The following is a 15,421-nucleotide window of genomic DNA, read 5'->3' on the forward strand; positions in this document are numbered from 1 at the left end:
TGGCGGGCACCGCTCCGGCGGCGGGACGAGCGGGTTGCCTGGGACCGGTTGGCACTTCTCCCACGGCCCCGGCGGACGTGCACCCCGTAGCCGTACCCGGGCACCCGCACCCGTACGGCCCCGGTCCGCCCGCCGGTCAGGACGGTGTGCGGGCCGCTGCCAGGAGGCGGGTGACGTCCGTGGCGCAGATGGTGAGGGCCGCGCCGATCGTCGTCAGGGCGTCGCGTTCGGCGGGGGTGTAGGGGCCGTCGGCGAGGGCGATGCGGGCGGCCTGGAGGAAGAGGGACTCGCGGCCGGCGGGGGCGAGGTGCGGGGCGAGCGGGTCCAGGGCCTCGTGCAGCTCTATCGTCAGGCTCGCGCCGCAGGGCTGCTCGAAGACCCGGCCGGTGTCGGCGGCGAGGGCGTCGACGAGGGCGCTGAGCTGGTCCTCGGTGCAGTCGGTGAAGCCGGCCGCGCGGACCGCGCCGACGGCGGTCTCCAGGACCGTACGGGAGCAGGTGCCGCCGGCCGTGAGGACGGCGAGGGCGACGGTGTGCACGCCGTCGCGGAGCATCGCGGAGAAGCGGCGGGTGGTGGGGTGGTCCAGGGCCTCGGTGCCGAAGTGGCGGTGACAGGTGGCGCACTCCACCACCGGCCCGGTGTCCCCGCGCGGCAGCAGCGGCAGGCCGAGCAGCGTGAGGCGGCGGCGCCCGGTGAGCCGCTGGTAGTTGCGGTCGCCTCCGCAGCCGGGGCAGAAGAACTCGCCGTCTCCCACGGGTGTCCACGCGGTGCGCGTGCCCAGCAAGCGCAGGGCCCGGCCGTCTCGTCCCCGTACTGGCAGCACGTCGCACCTCCGTAACCGCGCGGCAACATCGCCGTGCTGGCGTGATGTTAGCCACATCACGGAGGCTGAGTCAGTACCCCGGAGGAGACCCGTTCGTGACCTCTGGCCCCTTGTGGCCGGAAACGAACGGCGCCCTGATCACCGTATGCAGCGATCAGGGCGCCGAAAGTGCCGGTCAGAGGGGTCAGCGGGCCGCGCGGTTGACGGCGGAGACGACCGCCTTTAGCGACGCACGCGTCGTGTTCGCGTCGATGCCGATTCCCCACAGAACCTTGCCGTCGATCGCGCATTCGATGTAGGAGGCGGCCTGCGCGGAGGCGCCCTCGCTCATCGTGTGCTCCTGGTAGTCCAGCAGGCGTACGTCGACGCCGACGGACTGGAGGGCGTCGAAGAAGGCCGAGATCGGGCCGTTGCCGGAGCCGGTCAGGATGGTGTCCTCGCCGTCGACGGTGGCCTCGACGGTCAGGGTGTCCACGCCGTCGGTGTCGGTGGTCGACTGCCCGGTGCGCACCTGGATGCGGCCCCACGGGTTCTCGGGGTTCGGCAGGTACTCGTCCTGGAAGACCGCCCAGATGTCCTTCGGGGTGATCTCGCCGCCCTCGGCGTCGGTCTTGGCCTGGATGAGCCGGGAGAACTCGATCTGCATACGGCGCGGCAGGTCCAGCTTGTGGTCGTTCTTCAGGACGTAGGAGATACCGCCCTTGCCGGACTGCGAGTTGACGCGGATGACGGCCTCGTAGGAGCGGCCGACGTCCTTGGGGTCGATCGGCAGGTACGGCACCGCCCACTCGATGTCGTCCACGGTGACGCCCCTGGCCCGCGCGTCGGCCTCCATCGCGTCGAAGCCCTTCTTGATGGCGTCCTGGTGGGAGCCGGAGAAGGACGTGTAGACCAGGTCGCCCACGTACGGGTGGCGCGGGTGGACCTCCATCTGGTTGCAGTACTCCCACGTACGACGGATCTCGTCGATGTCGGAGAAGTCGATCTGCGGGTCGACGCCCTGCGAGAACAGGTTCATGCCCAGGGTGACCAGGTCGACGTTGCCGGTGCGCTCGCCCTGCCCGAACAGGCAGCCCTCGATACGGTCGGCGCCTGCCATCAGCGCCAGCTCGGCCGCCGCCACGGCCGTACCGCGGTCGTTGTGCGGGTGGACGGACAGGCAGACGTGCTCGCGGCGGGACAGGTTGCGGTGCATCCACTCGAAGCGGTCCGCGTGCGTGGACGGCGTCGAACGCTCCACGGTGGCGGGCAGGTTGAGGATGATCTCGCGGCCCGGACCCGGCTGGTAGACGTCCATCACCGCCTCGCAGACCTCCAGCGCGAAGTCCAGCTCGGTGTCGGTGAAGATCTCCGGGCTGTACTGGTAGCCGAACTCGGTCTCGGGGCCCAGCAGCTTCTCGGCGTACTCCATCACCAGGCGGGTGCCGTCGACGGCGATCTGCTTGATGTCGTCCTTGGAGCCGCGGAAGACGACCCGGCGGAAGACCGGGGCGGTGGCGTTGTACAGGTGGACGGTGGCCCGGCGGGCGCCCTTCAGGGACTCCACGGTCCGCTCGATCAGGTCCTCGCGGGCCTGGGTGAGGACGGAGATCGTCACGTCCTCGGGGATCGCGCCCTCCTCCTCGATGATCGAGCGCACGAAGTCGAAGTCGGTCTGCCCGGAGGCGGGGAAGCCGACCTCGATCTCCTTGTAGCCCAGCTTGACGAGCTGGTCGAACATCCGGCGCTTGCGCTCGGGCGACATGGGGTCGATCAGCGACTGGTTGCCGTCACGCAGGTCGGTGGAGAGCCAGCGGGGGGCGGCGGTGATCCGCTTGCCGGGCCAGGTGCGGTCCGGGATGTCGACCTGGTCGTAGCGACCGTACTTGTGGATCGGCAGGGAACTGGGCTGCTGGCGATTGGCCATGACGCGTAAGGCTCCTCTGGATGGCACCGGAAGGACGGCCGACGACGCAACGCCAAGCTCCGCGGGGAGGGGGTCGGCCTCGACTACAGGCCCTCGCCGCGGCAGCTAAGAAGAAGCAGCCCGTAACGCATGATGCTCCGCAGCCTAGCCGAGCCCGCCCGGACGAGGGGGCGTGTTCCACTATGCGGGACCGGCGGCACAAAAGGGGCAAAAAGTGTGCCGTACCACATCATCACACTCTGTCGCGAGAGCTGTCCCGGTATTTCACCAATCATGGTTGCGAGTAGTGACATTGGCGTGACGCAGTGCAACCGTGGAGGTATGACGACCAACGGGGGCTCCCAGCCCGTCTTCTGCACGATCGTGCCGCCCCACGTCCTCGACCGGCTCGCCCGGTCCGAGGACCCCGCGCTCTCCGCACCGGCCCGCCGCTCCCTGGAGCACGACGCCCTCCAGCGCACCCGGCGCCGCCTGACCACGGTCATCGGCGCGCCCGCCGCCACCCCGCCCGCCGGTGCCGCCGCCGACCAGCCGCACCGGACCATCTACGACGCCCGGCACACCGAGGACCTGCCCGGCACCAAGGTCCGCGAGGAGGGCTCCGACCCCGGCTCCGACGCCAGCGTCAACCGCGCCTACGCGGGCCTCGGCGCCACCTTCGAGCTGTACCTGAAGGCCTACGGCCGGCACTCCATCGACGACGCCGGGCTGCCGCTGGACGCCACCGTGCACTACGGCGAGGACTACGACAACGCCTTCTGGAACGGCGAGCAGATGGTGTTCGGCGACGGGGACAACGAGATCTTCCTCGACTTCACCATCCCGGTCGACGTCATCGGGCACGAGCTGACCCACGGCGTCACCCAGCACACCGCCAACCTCGCCTACTTCGGCCAGTCCGGCGCGCTCAACGAATCGGTCTCCGACGTCTTCGGCTCGCTGATCAAGCAGTACACCCTCGGGCAGACCGCCGGCGAGGCCGACTGGCTGATCGGCGCCGGGCTGCTCGCCCCGCGCGTCCAGGGCACCGCGCTGCGCTCGATGAAGGCGCCGGGCACGGCGTACGACGACGACGTGCTCGGCAAGGACCCGCAGCCGGCCCGCATGGAGGACTACGTGCACACCAGCCGCGACAACGGCGGCGTGCACATCAACTCCGGCATCCCCAACCACGCCTTCTACCTGGTCGCCACCGCGATCGGCGGCCGCGCCTGGGAGAAGGCGGGCCAGGTCTGGTACGACGTGCTGACCGGCGGAAAACTCAAGGAGGACGCCCAGTTCACCGACTTCGCCACGCTCACGGTGAAGGCGGCCCGCAAGCGCTTCGGCTCCGGGGACGAACTGGAGGCCGTGCGGAAGGCCTGGGGCCAGGTCGGCGTCCGCACGCTTTAGCCCTCGTGCCGCCGGTCGCGCTGCGACACTGGTTCCATGCGGATTCAGGTGAGGCGCACGGGCGGTTTCGCGGGTATCGAGCGCCGGGCCGAGGTCGACACCTCGTCCCGGCCCGACGCCGGGGAGTGGCGGTCCCTGGCCGAGCGCGCGCTCGCGTCCGGCCGGGACGCGCCCCCGCCGGGGGTTCCGGACGGGTTCGCCTACGAGATCACGGTGGACGACCGCACGGTGTACGCGGCCGACCCCCGACTGACGGACGAGCAGCGGGAGTTGATCTCCCGCGTCCTGAAGGAGGGTGCCTAGCAATAGCCGTCGTGCAGGAAGTCGCGGCGGCCGGGGGTGCCCAGGTTCAGCGGGATGTCGACGTGGCTCGGCAAGGACGCGAAGGTCGCGTTCGGCAGGATGAACTCCCGGCCGGTGTACCGCTCCCGCACGCTCTGCCGGTCGGCGGGCCGGCACACGAAGGGGTTGGCGTAGGTGTTGTAGCCGAGGCCGACCCCGGTGTTGAGGAAACCCGCGTCCTGGCACTGGTACAGCGCGCCGCGCAGCGCGGCGGCGTCCCGGCGGCCGGTGTAGCGGTGCTGGAAGTCGGCGAAACAGGTCAGGGAGTCGCCGCCCTCGTACGGCGACGGTCCCGCGGCCTCCAGCGCGCCGAGGAAGGAGCGGTTGCAGCCGATGCCCGCCGAGGGGGCCGCGCCCTGGAGGAGATCGGCGCGCCGGCAGCCGGTGACCCGCTGGAAGGCGCCGACGACGTCCTCGCCCTGGCGCAGCCGCGAGTAGGCGTACACCAGGTCCCGCTGGGCGCCGAGCGGATAGGCGCCGGTGTCGCCGAACCGCTCGTCCAGCAGCCGGAACCAGGTCTCGAAGGCGGGCACCTGGGCACGGACGCCGCGCGGCAGGGTGTAGACGGCGAGATCGGTCGGCGTCGACCAGTCGTCCAGGCCCGGGTAGCCGACGTAGGAGAGGATGCCGACGCCCACCTTGGCCGGGCGGTCGGCGTAGCGGTGCCGCAGCTCCAGATACCGTTCCAGGTTGGTGCTGGAGCCGGCCCACGCGTACCAGAAGCCGCTCGGATAGACGGAGGTGTCGCCCCGGGTGTGGGTGGTGCCGAACAGATTCGGCGACACACAGCGGACCTCGCGGGCGTTCCACGCGGCCCGGTACGCGGCCGGGGTGGCGATACAGCCGTCGGCGCCCGGGGCAGGACGAGAGGCGGGAAAGGCACTGGGCGCGCTGCCGAGCACGAGCAGGCAGGCCGCGAGAGCGACCACGGCTCGCGCGCGCGATCGAATGGACCGAAGGAACCGGAATCGGCGATTCATGCCGCCCAGTCTGAGAACTGACGGGGCGCCATGGCCAGCGGAATGCTCCGGTTGGCCTACTTCACGCACAGGCGCCTACGGGGCTTGCCCGGCGGACGTCACGAAGGTTCTTCGAAGTCGCTTGTAAGGATGGCGGCGAGCCGGACACATACCCGGCTGGAGGGGATGTGAACACACCTGATGAGCAGCGCTTCACGGAGCTGTACCGCGCCCACCACGCGGCCGTGGACGCGTACGTGCGCCGGCGTTCGGACGGCGCCCATGCTGTGGACGACGTCGTGGCGGAGGTGTTCCTGACCGCCTGGCGGCGGTTGGAGGAGATACCGCGCGGTGCGGTGCTGCCGTGGCTGTACGCGACGGCACGGCGCGTGCTGGCCAACGCGCGGCGGGCCGACCAGAGGCGGGGGAACCTCGCCGAGGCTGCCGCCCGGCACGGCAGGCACCATGTGGACGACCCCGCTGACGGGGTGGCGGGGAGCCTGGCGGTGGCCGCCGCCTTCGACGCCCTGGGAGAGCAGGACCAGGAGGTCCTGCGGCTGACCCTGTGGGAGGAGCTGCCGGCCCGCCACGCGGCGAAGGTTCTCGGCTGTACGACGGCCACCTTCCACGTGCGGCTGCACCGTGCCCGCACTCGACTGCGGCAGCGCCTCACCACCACCGGCACGGCTTCCGCGCCGCGGGCCCTGACGACTCTTGGGAGAGCCGATGCGTGACATCGACCAGACCCTGCGCGCGCTGAACCCGGTGCGCACGGGCGAGGAAGCGAGTCAGTCCCGGCTCGACGAGTTGCTCGCGCGTCCCCGGCGGGCGGCCACGGCGCGCCGGCCTGGCCGGGGCCGGTGGGCGTGGACCGTCACCGCCGCCGCGGTCACTGCCGCGGTGGCCGGCTACCTCGCCGTGGCCCCGTTCGGCATCGTCGCGCAGCCGGCCCTGGCGGCCACCCCCGCGCCGCTGCGTCCGCAGCACACGGACCGGCGAGCGGCCGACGTCCTGGAGGAGATCGCCGACCGCGTCTCCGGCCTGCCCGACACGCGGCCCGCCCCATGGCAGACCGAGCACTTCGTCACCGACGGCTGGTCCCTTTCGACGCTTGTCGACAACGTCCAGGTCACCTCCGCCGTCGTCCCGGAGCGACGCGAGACCTGGGGGGACCACGACGGCTCGTCCCGCTGGAAGAGCGAGTCCCTGACACCGCAATTCCAGAGCGAGCGCCAGCGCGAGATCTGGGAGGAGGCCGGCGCGGTGGGCGAGGAACCGGTTCACTCCAGCGGTACCAGCGGTCCGGACGCCACCAGGGCGAGTGAACCCCCCACGGCGGTCGGGGACATGCGCGCCTGGCTGGCGGGCGGGCAGAAGACGGGCGCCGGGCTGCTCTACGAGGTGGTCCCCGAACGCTTCCAGGACCACGTCTTCTCGCCCGCCGGGCGGGCGGCCCTCCTACGCGTGCTGGCCTCGGCGGACGGGATCGTCTACGCGGGAGCCGTCAAGGACCGGGCCGGGCGCGGCGGCGAGGCCTTCTCGCTGACCGACCGGTTCGGAGGGCTGCCCAACAAGCGGACGCTCGTCTTCGACCCGGCCACCGGAAATCTCCTCTCCTACGAGGAGCAGGTGCTGGACGACCCCGGAAAGCTCAACGTCCGCCCCTACTCGGTGATCCAGTACAGCACCTTCCTCACCGCCGAACGGCTCAAGTGACCTCGGCACGACCGTTGACGGGAGTTACCGGGGGTAAGGATGATCCGGCCATGGCGACTGACGCGGGTGCTCCGCTCCCCCGGTTCCCGGACGGCTTTCTCTGGGGTGTCTCCACTTCCGCCCATCAGATCGAGGGGGCGGCCGGGGAGCGTGAGCCGTCCGTGTGGGACGTGTTCACGGCGGAGCCCGGCCGGGTGCGGGACGGGTCCACGGGGGCGGTGGCCTGCGACCACTACCACCGCTATCGCGAGGACGTGGCCCTGCTGGCCGGGCTCGGCGTGCACGCGTACCGCTTCTCCGTCTCCTGGCCCCGGGTGAACTCCCCCGGCGGCCTGGACTTCTACGACCGCCTGGTGGACGAGCTGTGCGCGGCCGGCGTCCGGCCCGTGCCGACCCTGTTCCACTGGGACCTGCCCGCCTCGCTGGACTGGCTGGAGCGGGACACGGCGGCGCGGTTCGCGGACCATGTGAGCGTGGTGGCCGGCCGGCTCGGCGACCGGGTGCCGAAGTGGATCACCCTGAACGAGCCCGCCGAGCACACCCTCCTCGGCCACGCGCTCGGCACCCACGCCCCCGGCAGGCGGCTGCTCTTCGACGCGCTGCCGGCCGCCCATCATCAACTCCTGGCCCACGGGCTCGCGGTGCGGGCGCTGCGGGCGGCCGGCGCGGCGGACGTCGGCATCGCCAACTCCCACGGCCCGGTGTGGCCGGCCTCCGCCTCGCCGGCCGACGTGGAGGCGGCCGGCTTCTACGACCTCCTCCTCAACCGCCTCTTCGCCGAGCCGCTGCTCTTGGGCGAGTATCCCGACGGCCTGGACGCGCTGATGCCCGGCGACGTCGCGGCGGACCTGAAGGTGATCGCGGAACCCCTCGACTGGTACGGCGTCAACTACTACGCGCCGACCAGGGTGGGCGCGCCGGGCGCCACCGCCTCCGAGTACGGCGGCGTCTCCCTGCCGCCCGGACTCCCCTTCTCCGTCCACGAGATCGAGGGCGTCCCGAAGACCGACTTCGGCTGGCCGGTGGTCCCGGAAGCCCTGACCGAGCTGCTGCGCACCTTCCACGAGCGCTACGGCGACCGGCTCCCCCCGGTCGTCATCACCGAGAACGGCTGCTCCTACGAGGGCCTGGACGACCAGGACCGCATCACCTACCTGGACGCCCACCTCCGCGCCCTGCACGACGCCCTGACGGCCGGCGTCGACGTCCGCGGCTACTTCGTCTGGTCCCTGCTGGACAACTTCGAGTGGGCCGAGGGCTACGCGCGCCGCTTCGGCCTGGTCCACGTCGACTACCCGACCCAGCGCCGCACACCGAAGGCGTCGTACCACTGGTTCAGGGGGGTGCTGGGGGCGCAGGGCCGTGGGTGAGGGAGCTGTCAGAAGCCCAGGCGGCGGAGCTGCTTCGGGTCGCGTTGCCAGTCCTTGGCGACCTTCACGTGGAGGTCCAGGAAGACCGGGGTGCCCAGCAGCGCCTCGATCTGCTTGCGGGACTTGATGCCGACGTCCTTGAGCCGCTTGCCCTTCGGCCCGATGATGATCCCCTTCTGGCTGGGGCGCTCGATGTAGACGTTGGCATGGATGTCCAGGAGGGGGCGGTCGGCCGGGCGGTCCTCGCGCGGGAGCATCTCCTCGACGACCACGGCGATGGAGTGCGGCAGTTCGTCGCGGACCCCCTCCAGCGCGGCCTCGCGGATCAGCTCGGCGACCATCACCTGCTCGGGCTCGTCCGTGAGGTCGCCCTCGGGGTAGAGGGCCGGGCCCTCGGGGAGCAGCGGGACGAGCAGGTCGGCCAGCAGTTCTACCTGCTTGTCGCCGACCGCCGACACCGGCACGATCTCCGCCCACTCGAAGCCCAGCTCCTTGCCGAGCTGGTCGATGGCGATGAGCTGCTCGGCGAGGGCCTTGGAGTCGACCAGGTCGGTCTTGGTGACGATCGCGACCTTCGGCGTCTTGCGGATCCCCGCCAGCTCCTTGGCGATGAACCGGTCACCGGGGCCGAGCTTCTGGTCGGCCGGCAGGCAGAAGCCGATCACGTCGACCTCGGCCCACGTCGCGCGCACGACGTCGTTGAGCCGCTCGCCGAGCAGCGTGCGCGGCTTGTGCAGCCCGGGGGTGTCGACCAGGATCAGCTGCGCGTCCGGCCGGTGCACGATGCCCCGCACCGTGTGCCGGGTGGTCTGCGGCCGGTTGGAGGTGATCGCCACCTTCTGCCCGACCAGAGCGTTCGTGAGGGTGGACTTGCCCGCGTTGGGGCGGCCCACGAAGCAGGCGAAGCCGGCGCGGTGGACGGTCTCGGCCGGCTCTTCGGATGACGGGGTACGCACGCTCATGCCGTTCATTGTCCCTGATCCAGAACACCCCGCCGCACCGCGAGGCCCCGGTCACCCAGAGACAGCGGACCGTGACGCAAACACACCGGCAGCCGGTCAGCTCGCGGCGACCGTCTCCCGTAGCGTCCCGTCCGACCCCGCCAGCAGCACGGGCGTGCCGGCCCCGCCGAGGTCGGCTACGGCGGCCAGGTCCTCGCCCGGCACGGACGCCGCGTCGCTCACCACGGCCGCCGCCTCCAGGGACGTCGCCCCCGACGCCACCGCCATCGCGACGGCCGTCCGCAGGGCGCTCAGCTGCAAGGAGGCCAGCGTCACGGTCCCGGCGACATAGGTGCGGCCGGTCTCGTCCCGTACGGCCGCCCCCTCGGGCACACCGTTGCGGGCCCGCGCGGAACGGGCCAGCGTGACGATCTTGCGGTCCTCGGGGTCGAGCGCGCTGCTGTCGGTCATGCCCAAAGCATACGAAGCCACCGCCCGCCCACCCCGCCACGGGGTGCGGCGTCCCGGGTCACGGCCGGTCCAGGCGGAGGCGTTCCGTTCTCGGGAGGCCCGCGACGACGAGGTCGTAGGAGTCCTCGACCAGTTCGCGCAGGAGGCGGTCGGGCAGGGTGGCGTCGGCCGTCACGGTGTTCCAGTGGCGTTTGTTCATGTGCCAGCCGGGGACGATCAGGCCCTCGTGGTCGGTGCGCAGCCGGACCGCGTCCTCCGGGTCGCACTTGAGGTTGACCGTCAGGGGCCGCGCGCCCAGGTTCGTCAGGGCGAACATCTTGCCCAGCACCTTGAAGACCGAGGTCTCCGGGTTGAAGGGGAAGTCCTCCACGGCCGCGTTGCAGGACAGGCACAGGGCGCGCAGCTCCTGGGGGGTCACTCGGTGCCCGCCTCCTCGGCGACCGGCACCGGGACCGGCTCCACCAGCACCGTGACGATCTTGTTCCGGCGGCCCGCGGCGGCCTCCGCCGTCAGCTTCAGGCGGCGCTCGTCGGGCAGTTCGACCTCGGCGCAGGCACCGGCGATCGGGACCCGGCCGAGGGCCTTGGCGAGCAGGCCGCCGACGGTCTCCACGTCCTCGTCGTCGTACTCCTCCAGGCCGTACAGCTCGCCGAGGTCGGTGATGTCCAGGCGGGCGGTGACCCGGAAGCGGTTCTCGCCCAGCTCCTCCACCGGCGGCAGCTCCCGGTCGTATTCGTCGGTGATCTCGCCGACGATCTCCTCCAGGATGTCCTCGATGGTGACGATGCCCGCGGTGCCGCCGTACTCGTCGATGACGACGGCGACGTGGTTGCGGTCCTTCTGCATCTCGCGCAGCAGGTCGCCGGCGTTCTTGGTGTCGGGCACGAAGGCGGCCGGGCGCATCGCGGTGGAGACCAGGTCGTTCTCCGCGTCCCGGTTGATGTGCGTCTTGCGGACCAGGTCCTTCAGGTACACGATCCCGACGATGTCGTCCTCGCTCTCCCCGGTGACCGGGATCCGCGAGAACCCGGAGCGCAGGGCGAGGGTGAGGGCCTGCCGGATGGTCTTGAACCGCTCGATGGTGACCAGGTCGGTGCGCGGCACCATCACCTCGCGCACCAGCGTGTCGCCCAGCTCGAAGACGGAGTGCACCATCCGGCGCTCCTCGTCCTCGATCAGCGACTCCTTCTCGGCGAGGTCGACCAGCGCGCGCAGCTCCGCCTCGGAGGCGAACGGGCCGCGCCGGAAGCCCTTGCCGGGGGTGAGCGCGTTGCCGATGAGGATCAGCAGCGAGGGGATCGGGCCCATGATCCGGGCCAGCGGCAGCAGCACGTACGCCGCCGCCGTCGCGGTGTTCAGCGGGTGCTGGCGGCCGATGGTGCGCGGCGAGACGCCGACGGCGACGTACGACACCAGGACCATGACGCCGATGGCGACGAGCAGGGCCTGCCAGGTCTCGGTGAACTCCTGGAGGCAGGCGTAGGTGACCAGGGCCGCGGCGGCCATCTCGCAGGTGACGCGGACCAGCAGCGCCACGTTCAGGTAGCGGGTGGGGTCGGCGGCGATCTGCGCGAGCCTGGCGCCGCCGCGCCGGCCGGACTTGACGGCCTCCTCGGCGCGGAAGCTGGAGACGCGCGCGAGGCCCGCCTCCGCGCAGGCGGCGAGCCAGGCGACGACGACCAGCGCGATCGCGCCGACGACGATCTGCGGGGACATCCGGCCCCGCCTACGAGACGGTCGGCGCCGGGGACGGCCCGGTCAGGCCGCGCTCGGCCCGCCAGCCGTCCACGATGGCGGCCTGGAGCCCGAACATCTCGGCCTTCTCGTCCGGCTCCTCGTGGTCGTAGCCGAGCAGGTGCAGCACGCCGTGGACGGTGAGCAGGTGCAGCTCCTCGTCCATGGAGTGCTGCGTCGGCGCGTCGGCGCCCTGCTTGGCGGCGACCTCCGGGCACAGCACGATGTCGCCGAGCAGCCCCTGCGGCGGCTCGTCGTCGTCCTTCGACGGCGGACGCAGCTCGTCCATCGGGAAGGACATGACATCGGTGGGCCCGGGCAGGTCCATCCACTGGATGTGGAGCTGCTCCATGGCGTCGGCGTCCACGACGATCACCGACAGCTCGGAGAGCGGGTGGATGCGCATCCGCGCGAGCGCGTAGCGGGCGATGTCGAGGACCGCCTGCTCGTCTACCTCGGTGCCGGACTCGTTGTTGACGTCGATCGACATGGTCGTGCTGGTCTACTTCCCCTGGGTGCCCTTGGCGCGAGACCTGCTCCGGGCGCCCTGGTGGCCGCCGTTCTCGGTGCCGTTCTCGCTGTCGTACTTCTCGTACGCGTCGACGATACGGCCCACCAGCTTGTGCCGGACGACATCCTGGGACGACAGCCGGGAGAAATGGACGTCCTCGACGCCCTCCAGGATCTCCTGCACCTGCCTGAGACCCGACTTCTGGCCGTTCGGCAGGTCGACCTGGGTGACGTCACCCGTGATCACGATCTTCGACTCGAAGCCGAGCCGGGTGAGGAACATCTTCATCTGCTCGGGGCTGGTGTTCTGGGCCTCGTCCAGGATGATGAAGGCGTCATTGAGCGTACGTCCCCGCATATACGCCAGCGGCGCGACCTCGATGGTCCCGGCGGCCATCAGTCTCGGGATGGAGTCCGGGTCGAGCATGTCGTGCAGCGCGTCGTACAGCGGGCGCAGGTAGGGGTCGATCTTCTCGTAGAGCGTGCCGGGCAGGAAGCCGAGCCGCTCGCCGGCCTCGACCGCCGGGCGGGTCAGGATGATCCGGTTGACCTGCTTGGACTGGAGGGCCTGGACCGCCTTGGCCATGGCCAGGTAGGTCTTGCCGGTGCCGGCGGGGCCGATGCCGAAGACGACGGTGTGCTTGTCGATCGCGTCGACGTAGCGCTTCTGGTTGAGGGTCTTGGGCCGGATGGTCCGTCCGCGCGAGGACAGGATGTTCTGGGTCAGCACCTCGGCCGGGGTCTCCGGACCGTCGCTCGTCCCGTTGTCGCTCGCCTTGAGCATGGCGATCGAGCGTTCCACCGCATCCTCCGTCATCGGCTGTCCGGTGCGGAGCACCAGCATCATCTCGTCGAACACGCGCGAGATCAGGGCGACGTCGACGGGATCGCCGGTCGCGCTGATCTCATTGCCCCGGACGTGGATGTCGGCCGCCGGGAAGGCCTTCTCGATCACACGCAGGAGGTTGTCGCCGGATCCCAGCACGGTCACCATGGGGTGCTGGGCGGGGACGGTGAACTGCGCTCGCGCCCGCTCCTGCGCGGGAGTGTGAGCTGTGGGTGTCTCTGTCATGGGCCGGCGCTCGACGCCTGCGCTTCCTCCTCGTCACGGCCGCACGACTGAGGGCGGCCTCCCATCCCCAGAGTACGACGCCCCTCCGGGAAGCTCGCAGCACTTTTCACACGGTCACATTTCGGGTGAGGGCTTCTCGGTACCGGTCCTCTGGAGGGGGTACGTGCCGGGGGCCGGTGGGCGGGGAGGCGGCGCGATGCCGGGGGCCGGCGGGCGAGGAGGCAGCCGGTGCCGGGGCCCGGCAGGCAAGGAGGCAGCTGGTGCCCGGGCTTCGGACGGCGGAGCGTGTCGGGGGCTTCGGACGGCGGTCTCCTCGGCGCGGGCCGGCTGGACTCCCGGGGGGCGAGGCCTGTCCGTCAGATCCGGGTACGGGTACGGATACGGGCCCACGCTCCTTCGGACGCAACCGGTCGCTTCTCGGTGCCGAGCGCCTGGGACGGGCCGGTGCGGCCCGGCCGGCGCCGCCCTCCCGTAAGTCGCCATGACCGACCGTTTCTCGCCGTCGGCCTGCCAAGGCCGGTGAGCGCGGGCCGGCCAGGGGCTTCGGCCAGACCACTCGCCCCTGCCTCGCCACGTCCCTCCACTACTCGATACCGGTCGAGTGGGCGGGCGCGCGCGGGCTCAGTCGGCGGCGTCGGCCACGGGCTCCACGTCCCCCGACACCATCGACCACGTCTCGCCGCCCACCGGCTGAGCGGGCGCGCGGCTCGGCCGACAGGGACGGGTACGGGGCACGCGCATCCCCACACCACCGGTCGCACTTGGGCGCCGGACGGCTGGAGCGGGGCGCGCCTCGGCCGACAGAGGCGGGTACCGGGCACGCGCATCCCCACACCACCGGTCGCACTTGGGCGCCGGACGGCTGGAGCGGGGCGCGCCTCGGCCGACAGCGTCGGGCACCGGGCACGCGCATCCCCACGCCACCGGTCGCACTTGGGCGCCGGGCGGCTGGAGCGGGGCGCGGCTTGGCCGACAGGGACGGGTGGGCGGGTGGGAAAAGGTCTTTGGGTCAGGTCGCCGGGCGGAAGCCGATCGTGGGGACCGCTCGGCGCAGGGGCCACGGGCGGTCCAGGCGCTCGGGGACGAGGCCGTCGAGGAAGGCGTACCGGCGTAGGGCCATCGGCTCCTGACCCGGCAGGGACTGCACCCGTTTCCACCAGGCCCCGATCTCCGACCACCCCGGTGCCGACAGCGATCCCCCGAACTCCTGGACGGACAGCGCGGCCGTCAGGCCGGCGAAGGCCAGCCGGTCGGCCAGGGGCCAGCCCGCCAGCGTGCCCGTGACGAACCCGGCGACGAACACGTCCCCCGCGCCCGTCGGGTCCAGCGCCTCCACGGCGATCGCGGGGACTTCGGCCGCCTCCCCGGTGCGTCGGTCCACCGCGTACGCCCCATCGGAGCCGAGCGTCACCACGGCCACCGGCACGTGTGCGGTCAGGGCGTGCGCGGCCCGCCGGGGGCAGTCGGCGCCGGTGTACCGCTTGGCCTCCTCCGCGTTCGGCAGGAACGCCTCGCAGTGCTCCAGGTCGGCGAGCCCGGCCAGGTCCCACGCGCCGGTCTCGTCCCAGCCCACGTCCGCGAAGATCCGGGTGCCGGCCCGCGCGGCCTGCGCGATCCACGGCGCCCGGCGCCCCGGCGTCAGCGAGGCGACCGCCGCCCGTGCCCGGGGCGACACCTCCGGCGCGGTCTCCTCGGGCGGCGGCTCGTGCCCGTGGGAGACCATCGTCCGCTCGCCCTCGTACGCCATCGACACCGTCACCGGCGAGTGCCACCCCGGTACGGTCCGCGAGGCCGACAGGTCGATGCCCTCGCCCCCGGCGAGCGCGTCCCAGCAGTACTCCCCGTAGTGGTCGTCCCCGAAGGCCGCCGCGAGCGAGGTCCGCAGGCCGAGCCGGGCCAGCGCGGCGGCCATGTTGGCGACCCCGCCGGGGCTGGAGCCCATGCCCCGCGCCCAGGACTCGGTGCCGCGCACGGGCGCCGAGTCCAGGCCGGTGAAGACGATGTCGAGGAAGACCGTGCCCGTGAGGTAGACGTCCCAGGGCGGGTCGCCGGGGGCGCGCAGCGCGGCGAGCGGGTCGACCTGGGCGCGGCGGCGGCCGGCCCGGGTGAGGTGTTCCGGTTCCTCTCCGGTGAACGTGTGCGACGGGGTCACGGTGCGCTCCCTGGCGTGGTGCGGATCTCGCCA

At 71.8% G+C, this 15,421-nt stretch carries 15 protein-coding genes; 5 read left to right on the forward strand and 10 right to left on the reverse strand.

Translation table 11 applies throughout. The annotated features are described in order from the left end of the window. Positions 1–136 precede the first annotated feature (136 nt). Entirely contained in the window at positions 137–823 is a 687-nt protein-coding gene (locus NX794_RS09450; RefSeq protein WP_258777833.1) for a TerB family tellurite resistance protein, read from the reverse strand. Between the two features lie 184 nt (positions 824–1,007). Further along, a complete protein-coding gene (gene leuA / locus NX794_RS09455; protein ID WP_258777834.1) occupies positions 1,008–2,729 on the reverse strand; it encodes a 2-isopropylmalate synthase in 1,722 nt (573 codons plus the stop codon). 321 nt (positions 2,730–3,050) lie between these two features. On the opposite strand from leuA, the gene NX794_RS09460 reads away from it, so the two are divergent. Next, entirely contained in the window at positions 3,051–4,121 is a 1,071-nt protein-coding gene (locus NX794_RS09460; protein WP_258777835.1) for a M4 family metallopeptidase, read from the forward strand. A gap of 36 nt (positions 4,122–4,157) precedes the next feature. Further along, positions 4,158–4,424, forward strand: coding sequence for a protealysin inhibitor emfourin (locus NX794_RS09465; RefSeq protein WP_258777836.1), 267 nt, complete (start codon positions 4,158–4,160; stop codon positions 4,422–4,424). On the opposite strand, the gene NX794_RS09470 is transcribed toward NX794_RS09465, so the two are convergent. After that, positions 4,421–5,392 carry a hypothetical protein gene (locus NX794_RS09470; RefSeq protein WP_258777837.1) on the reverse strand — a complete coding sequence of 324 codons (972 nt, stop codon included), beginning with the start codon at positions 5,390–5,392 and terminating at the stop codon, positions 4,421–4,423. The genes NX794_RS09465 and NX794_RS09470 overlap by 4 nt on opposite strands. 218 nt (positions 5,393–5,610) lie before the next feature. Here NX794_RS09470 and NX794_RS09475 point away from each other — a divergent pair, with 218 nt between their 5' ends. Genes NX794_RS09475 through NX794_RS09485 form a run of 3 tightly spaced genes read left to right on the forward strand, consistent with a single transcriptional unit; the run spans position 5,611 to position 8,508 of the window. Next, on the forward strand, positions 5,611–6,156 hold the full coding sequence (locus NX794_RS09475; RefSeq protein ID WP_258777839.1) for an RNA polymerase sigma factor: 546 nt from the start codon (positions 5,611–5,613) through the stop codon (positions 6,154–6,156). After that, a complete protein-coding gene (locus tag NX794_RS09480) occupies positions 6,149–7,138 on the forward strand; it encodes a CU044_5270 family protein (protein WP_258777840.1) in 990 nt (329 codons plus the stop codon). The genes NX794_RS09475 and NX794_RS09480 overlap by 8 nt, the downstream gene beginning before the upstream one ends. Before the next feature lie 50 nt (positions 7,139–7,188). Then, positions 7,189–8,508: a GH1 family beta-glucosidase gene (locus NX794_RS09485; protein ID WP_258777841.1), complete on the forward strand. Its 1,320-nt coding sequence runs from the start codon at positions 7,189–7,191 to the stop codon at positions 8,506–8,508. 8 nt (positions 8,509–8,516) lie between these two features. On the opposite strand, the gene era is transcribed toward NX794_RS09485, so the two are convergent. The 7 genes from era to NX794_RS09520 all read right to left on the reverse strand — a co-directional run bounded on the left by era (position 8,517) and on the right by NX794_RS09520 (position 15,388). Continuing rightward, a complete protein-coding gene (gene era, locus NX794_RS09490; protein WP_258777843.1) occupies positions 8,517–9,470 on the reverse strand; it encodes a GTPase Era in 954 nt (317 codons plus the stop codon). 96 nt (positions 9,471–9,566) lie between these two features. Beyond that, positions 9,567–9,920, reverse strand: a complete 354-nt coding sequence (locus tag NX794_RS09495) for a cytidine deaminase (protein ID WP_258777844.1) — start codon at positions 9,918–9,920, stop codon at positions 9,567–9,569. 58 nt (positions 9,921–9,978) lie between these two features. Further along, complete coding sequence (locus NX794_RS09500) at positions 9,979–10,338, reverse strand: MmcQ/YjbR family DNA-binding protein (RefSeq protein ID WP_258777845.1); 360 nt, start codon at positions 10,336–10,338, stop codon at positions 9,979–9,981. Beyond that, entirely contained in the window at positions 10,335–11,636 is a 1,302-nt protein-coding gene (locus tag NX794_RS09505) for a hemolysin family protein (protein ID WP_258777846.1), read from the reverse strand. The genes NX794_RS09500 and NX794_RS09505 overlap by 4 nt, the downstream gene beginning before the upstream one ends. Before the next feature lie 10 nt (positions 11,637–11,646). Beyond that, on the reverse strand, positions 11,647–12,144 hold the full coding sequence (gene ybeY, locus NX794_RS09510; RefSeq protein ID WP_258777847.1) for an rRNA maturation RNase YbeY: 498 nt from the start codon (positions 12,142–12,144) through the stop codon (positions 11,647–11,649). A gap of 12 nt (positions 12,145–12,156) precedes the next feature. Next, positions 12,157–13,236, reverse strand: coding sequence for a PhoH family protein (locus tag NX794_RS09515; RefSeq protein WP_258777848.1), 1,080 nt, complete (start codon positions 13,234–13,236; stop codon positions 12,157–12,159). A gap of 1,009 nt (positions 13,237–14,245) precedes the next feature. After that, complete coding sequence (locus tag NX794_RS09520) at positions 14,246–15,388, reverse strand: carbohydrate kinase family protein (RefSeq protein WP_258777850.1); 1,143 nt, start codon at positions 15,386–15,388, stop codon at positions 14,246–14,248. Positions 15,389–15,421 lie beyond the last annotated feature (33 nt).

This window comes from Streptomyces pyxinicus, from assembly GCF_024753135.1.
Lineage (GTDB): Bacteria > Actinomycetota > Actinomycetes > Streptomycetales > Streptomycetaceae > Streptomyces > Streptomyces pyxinicus.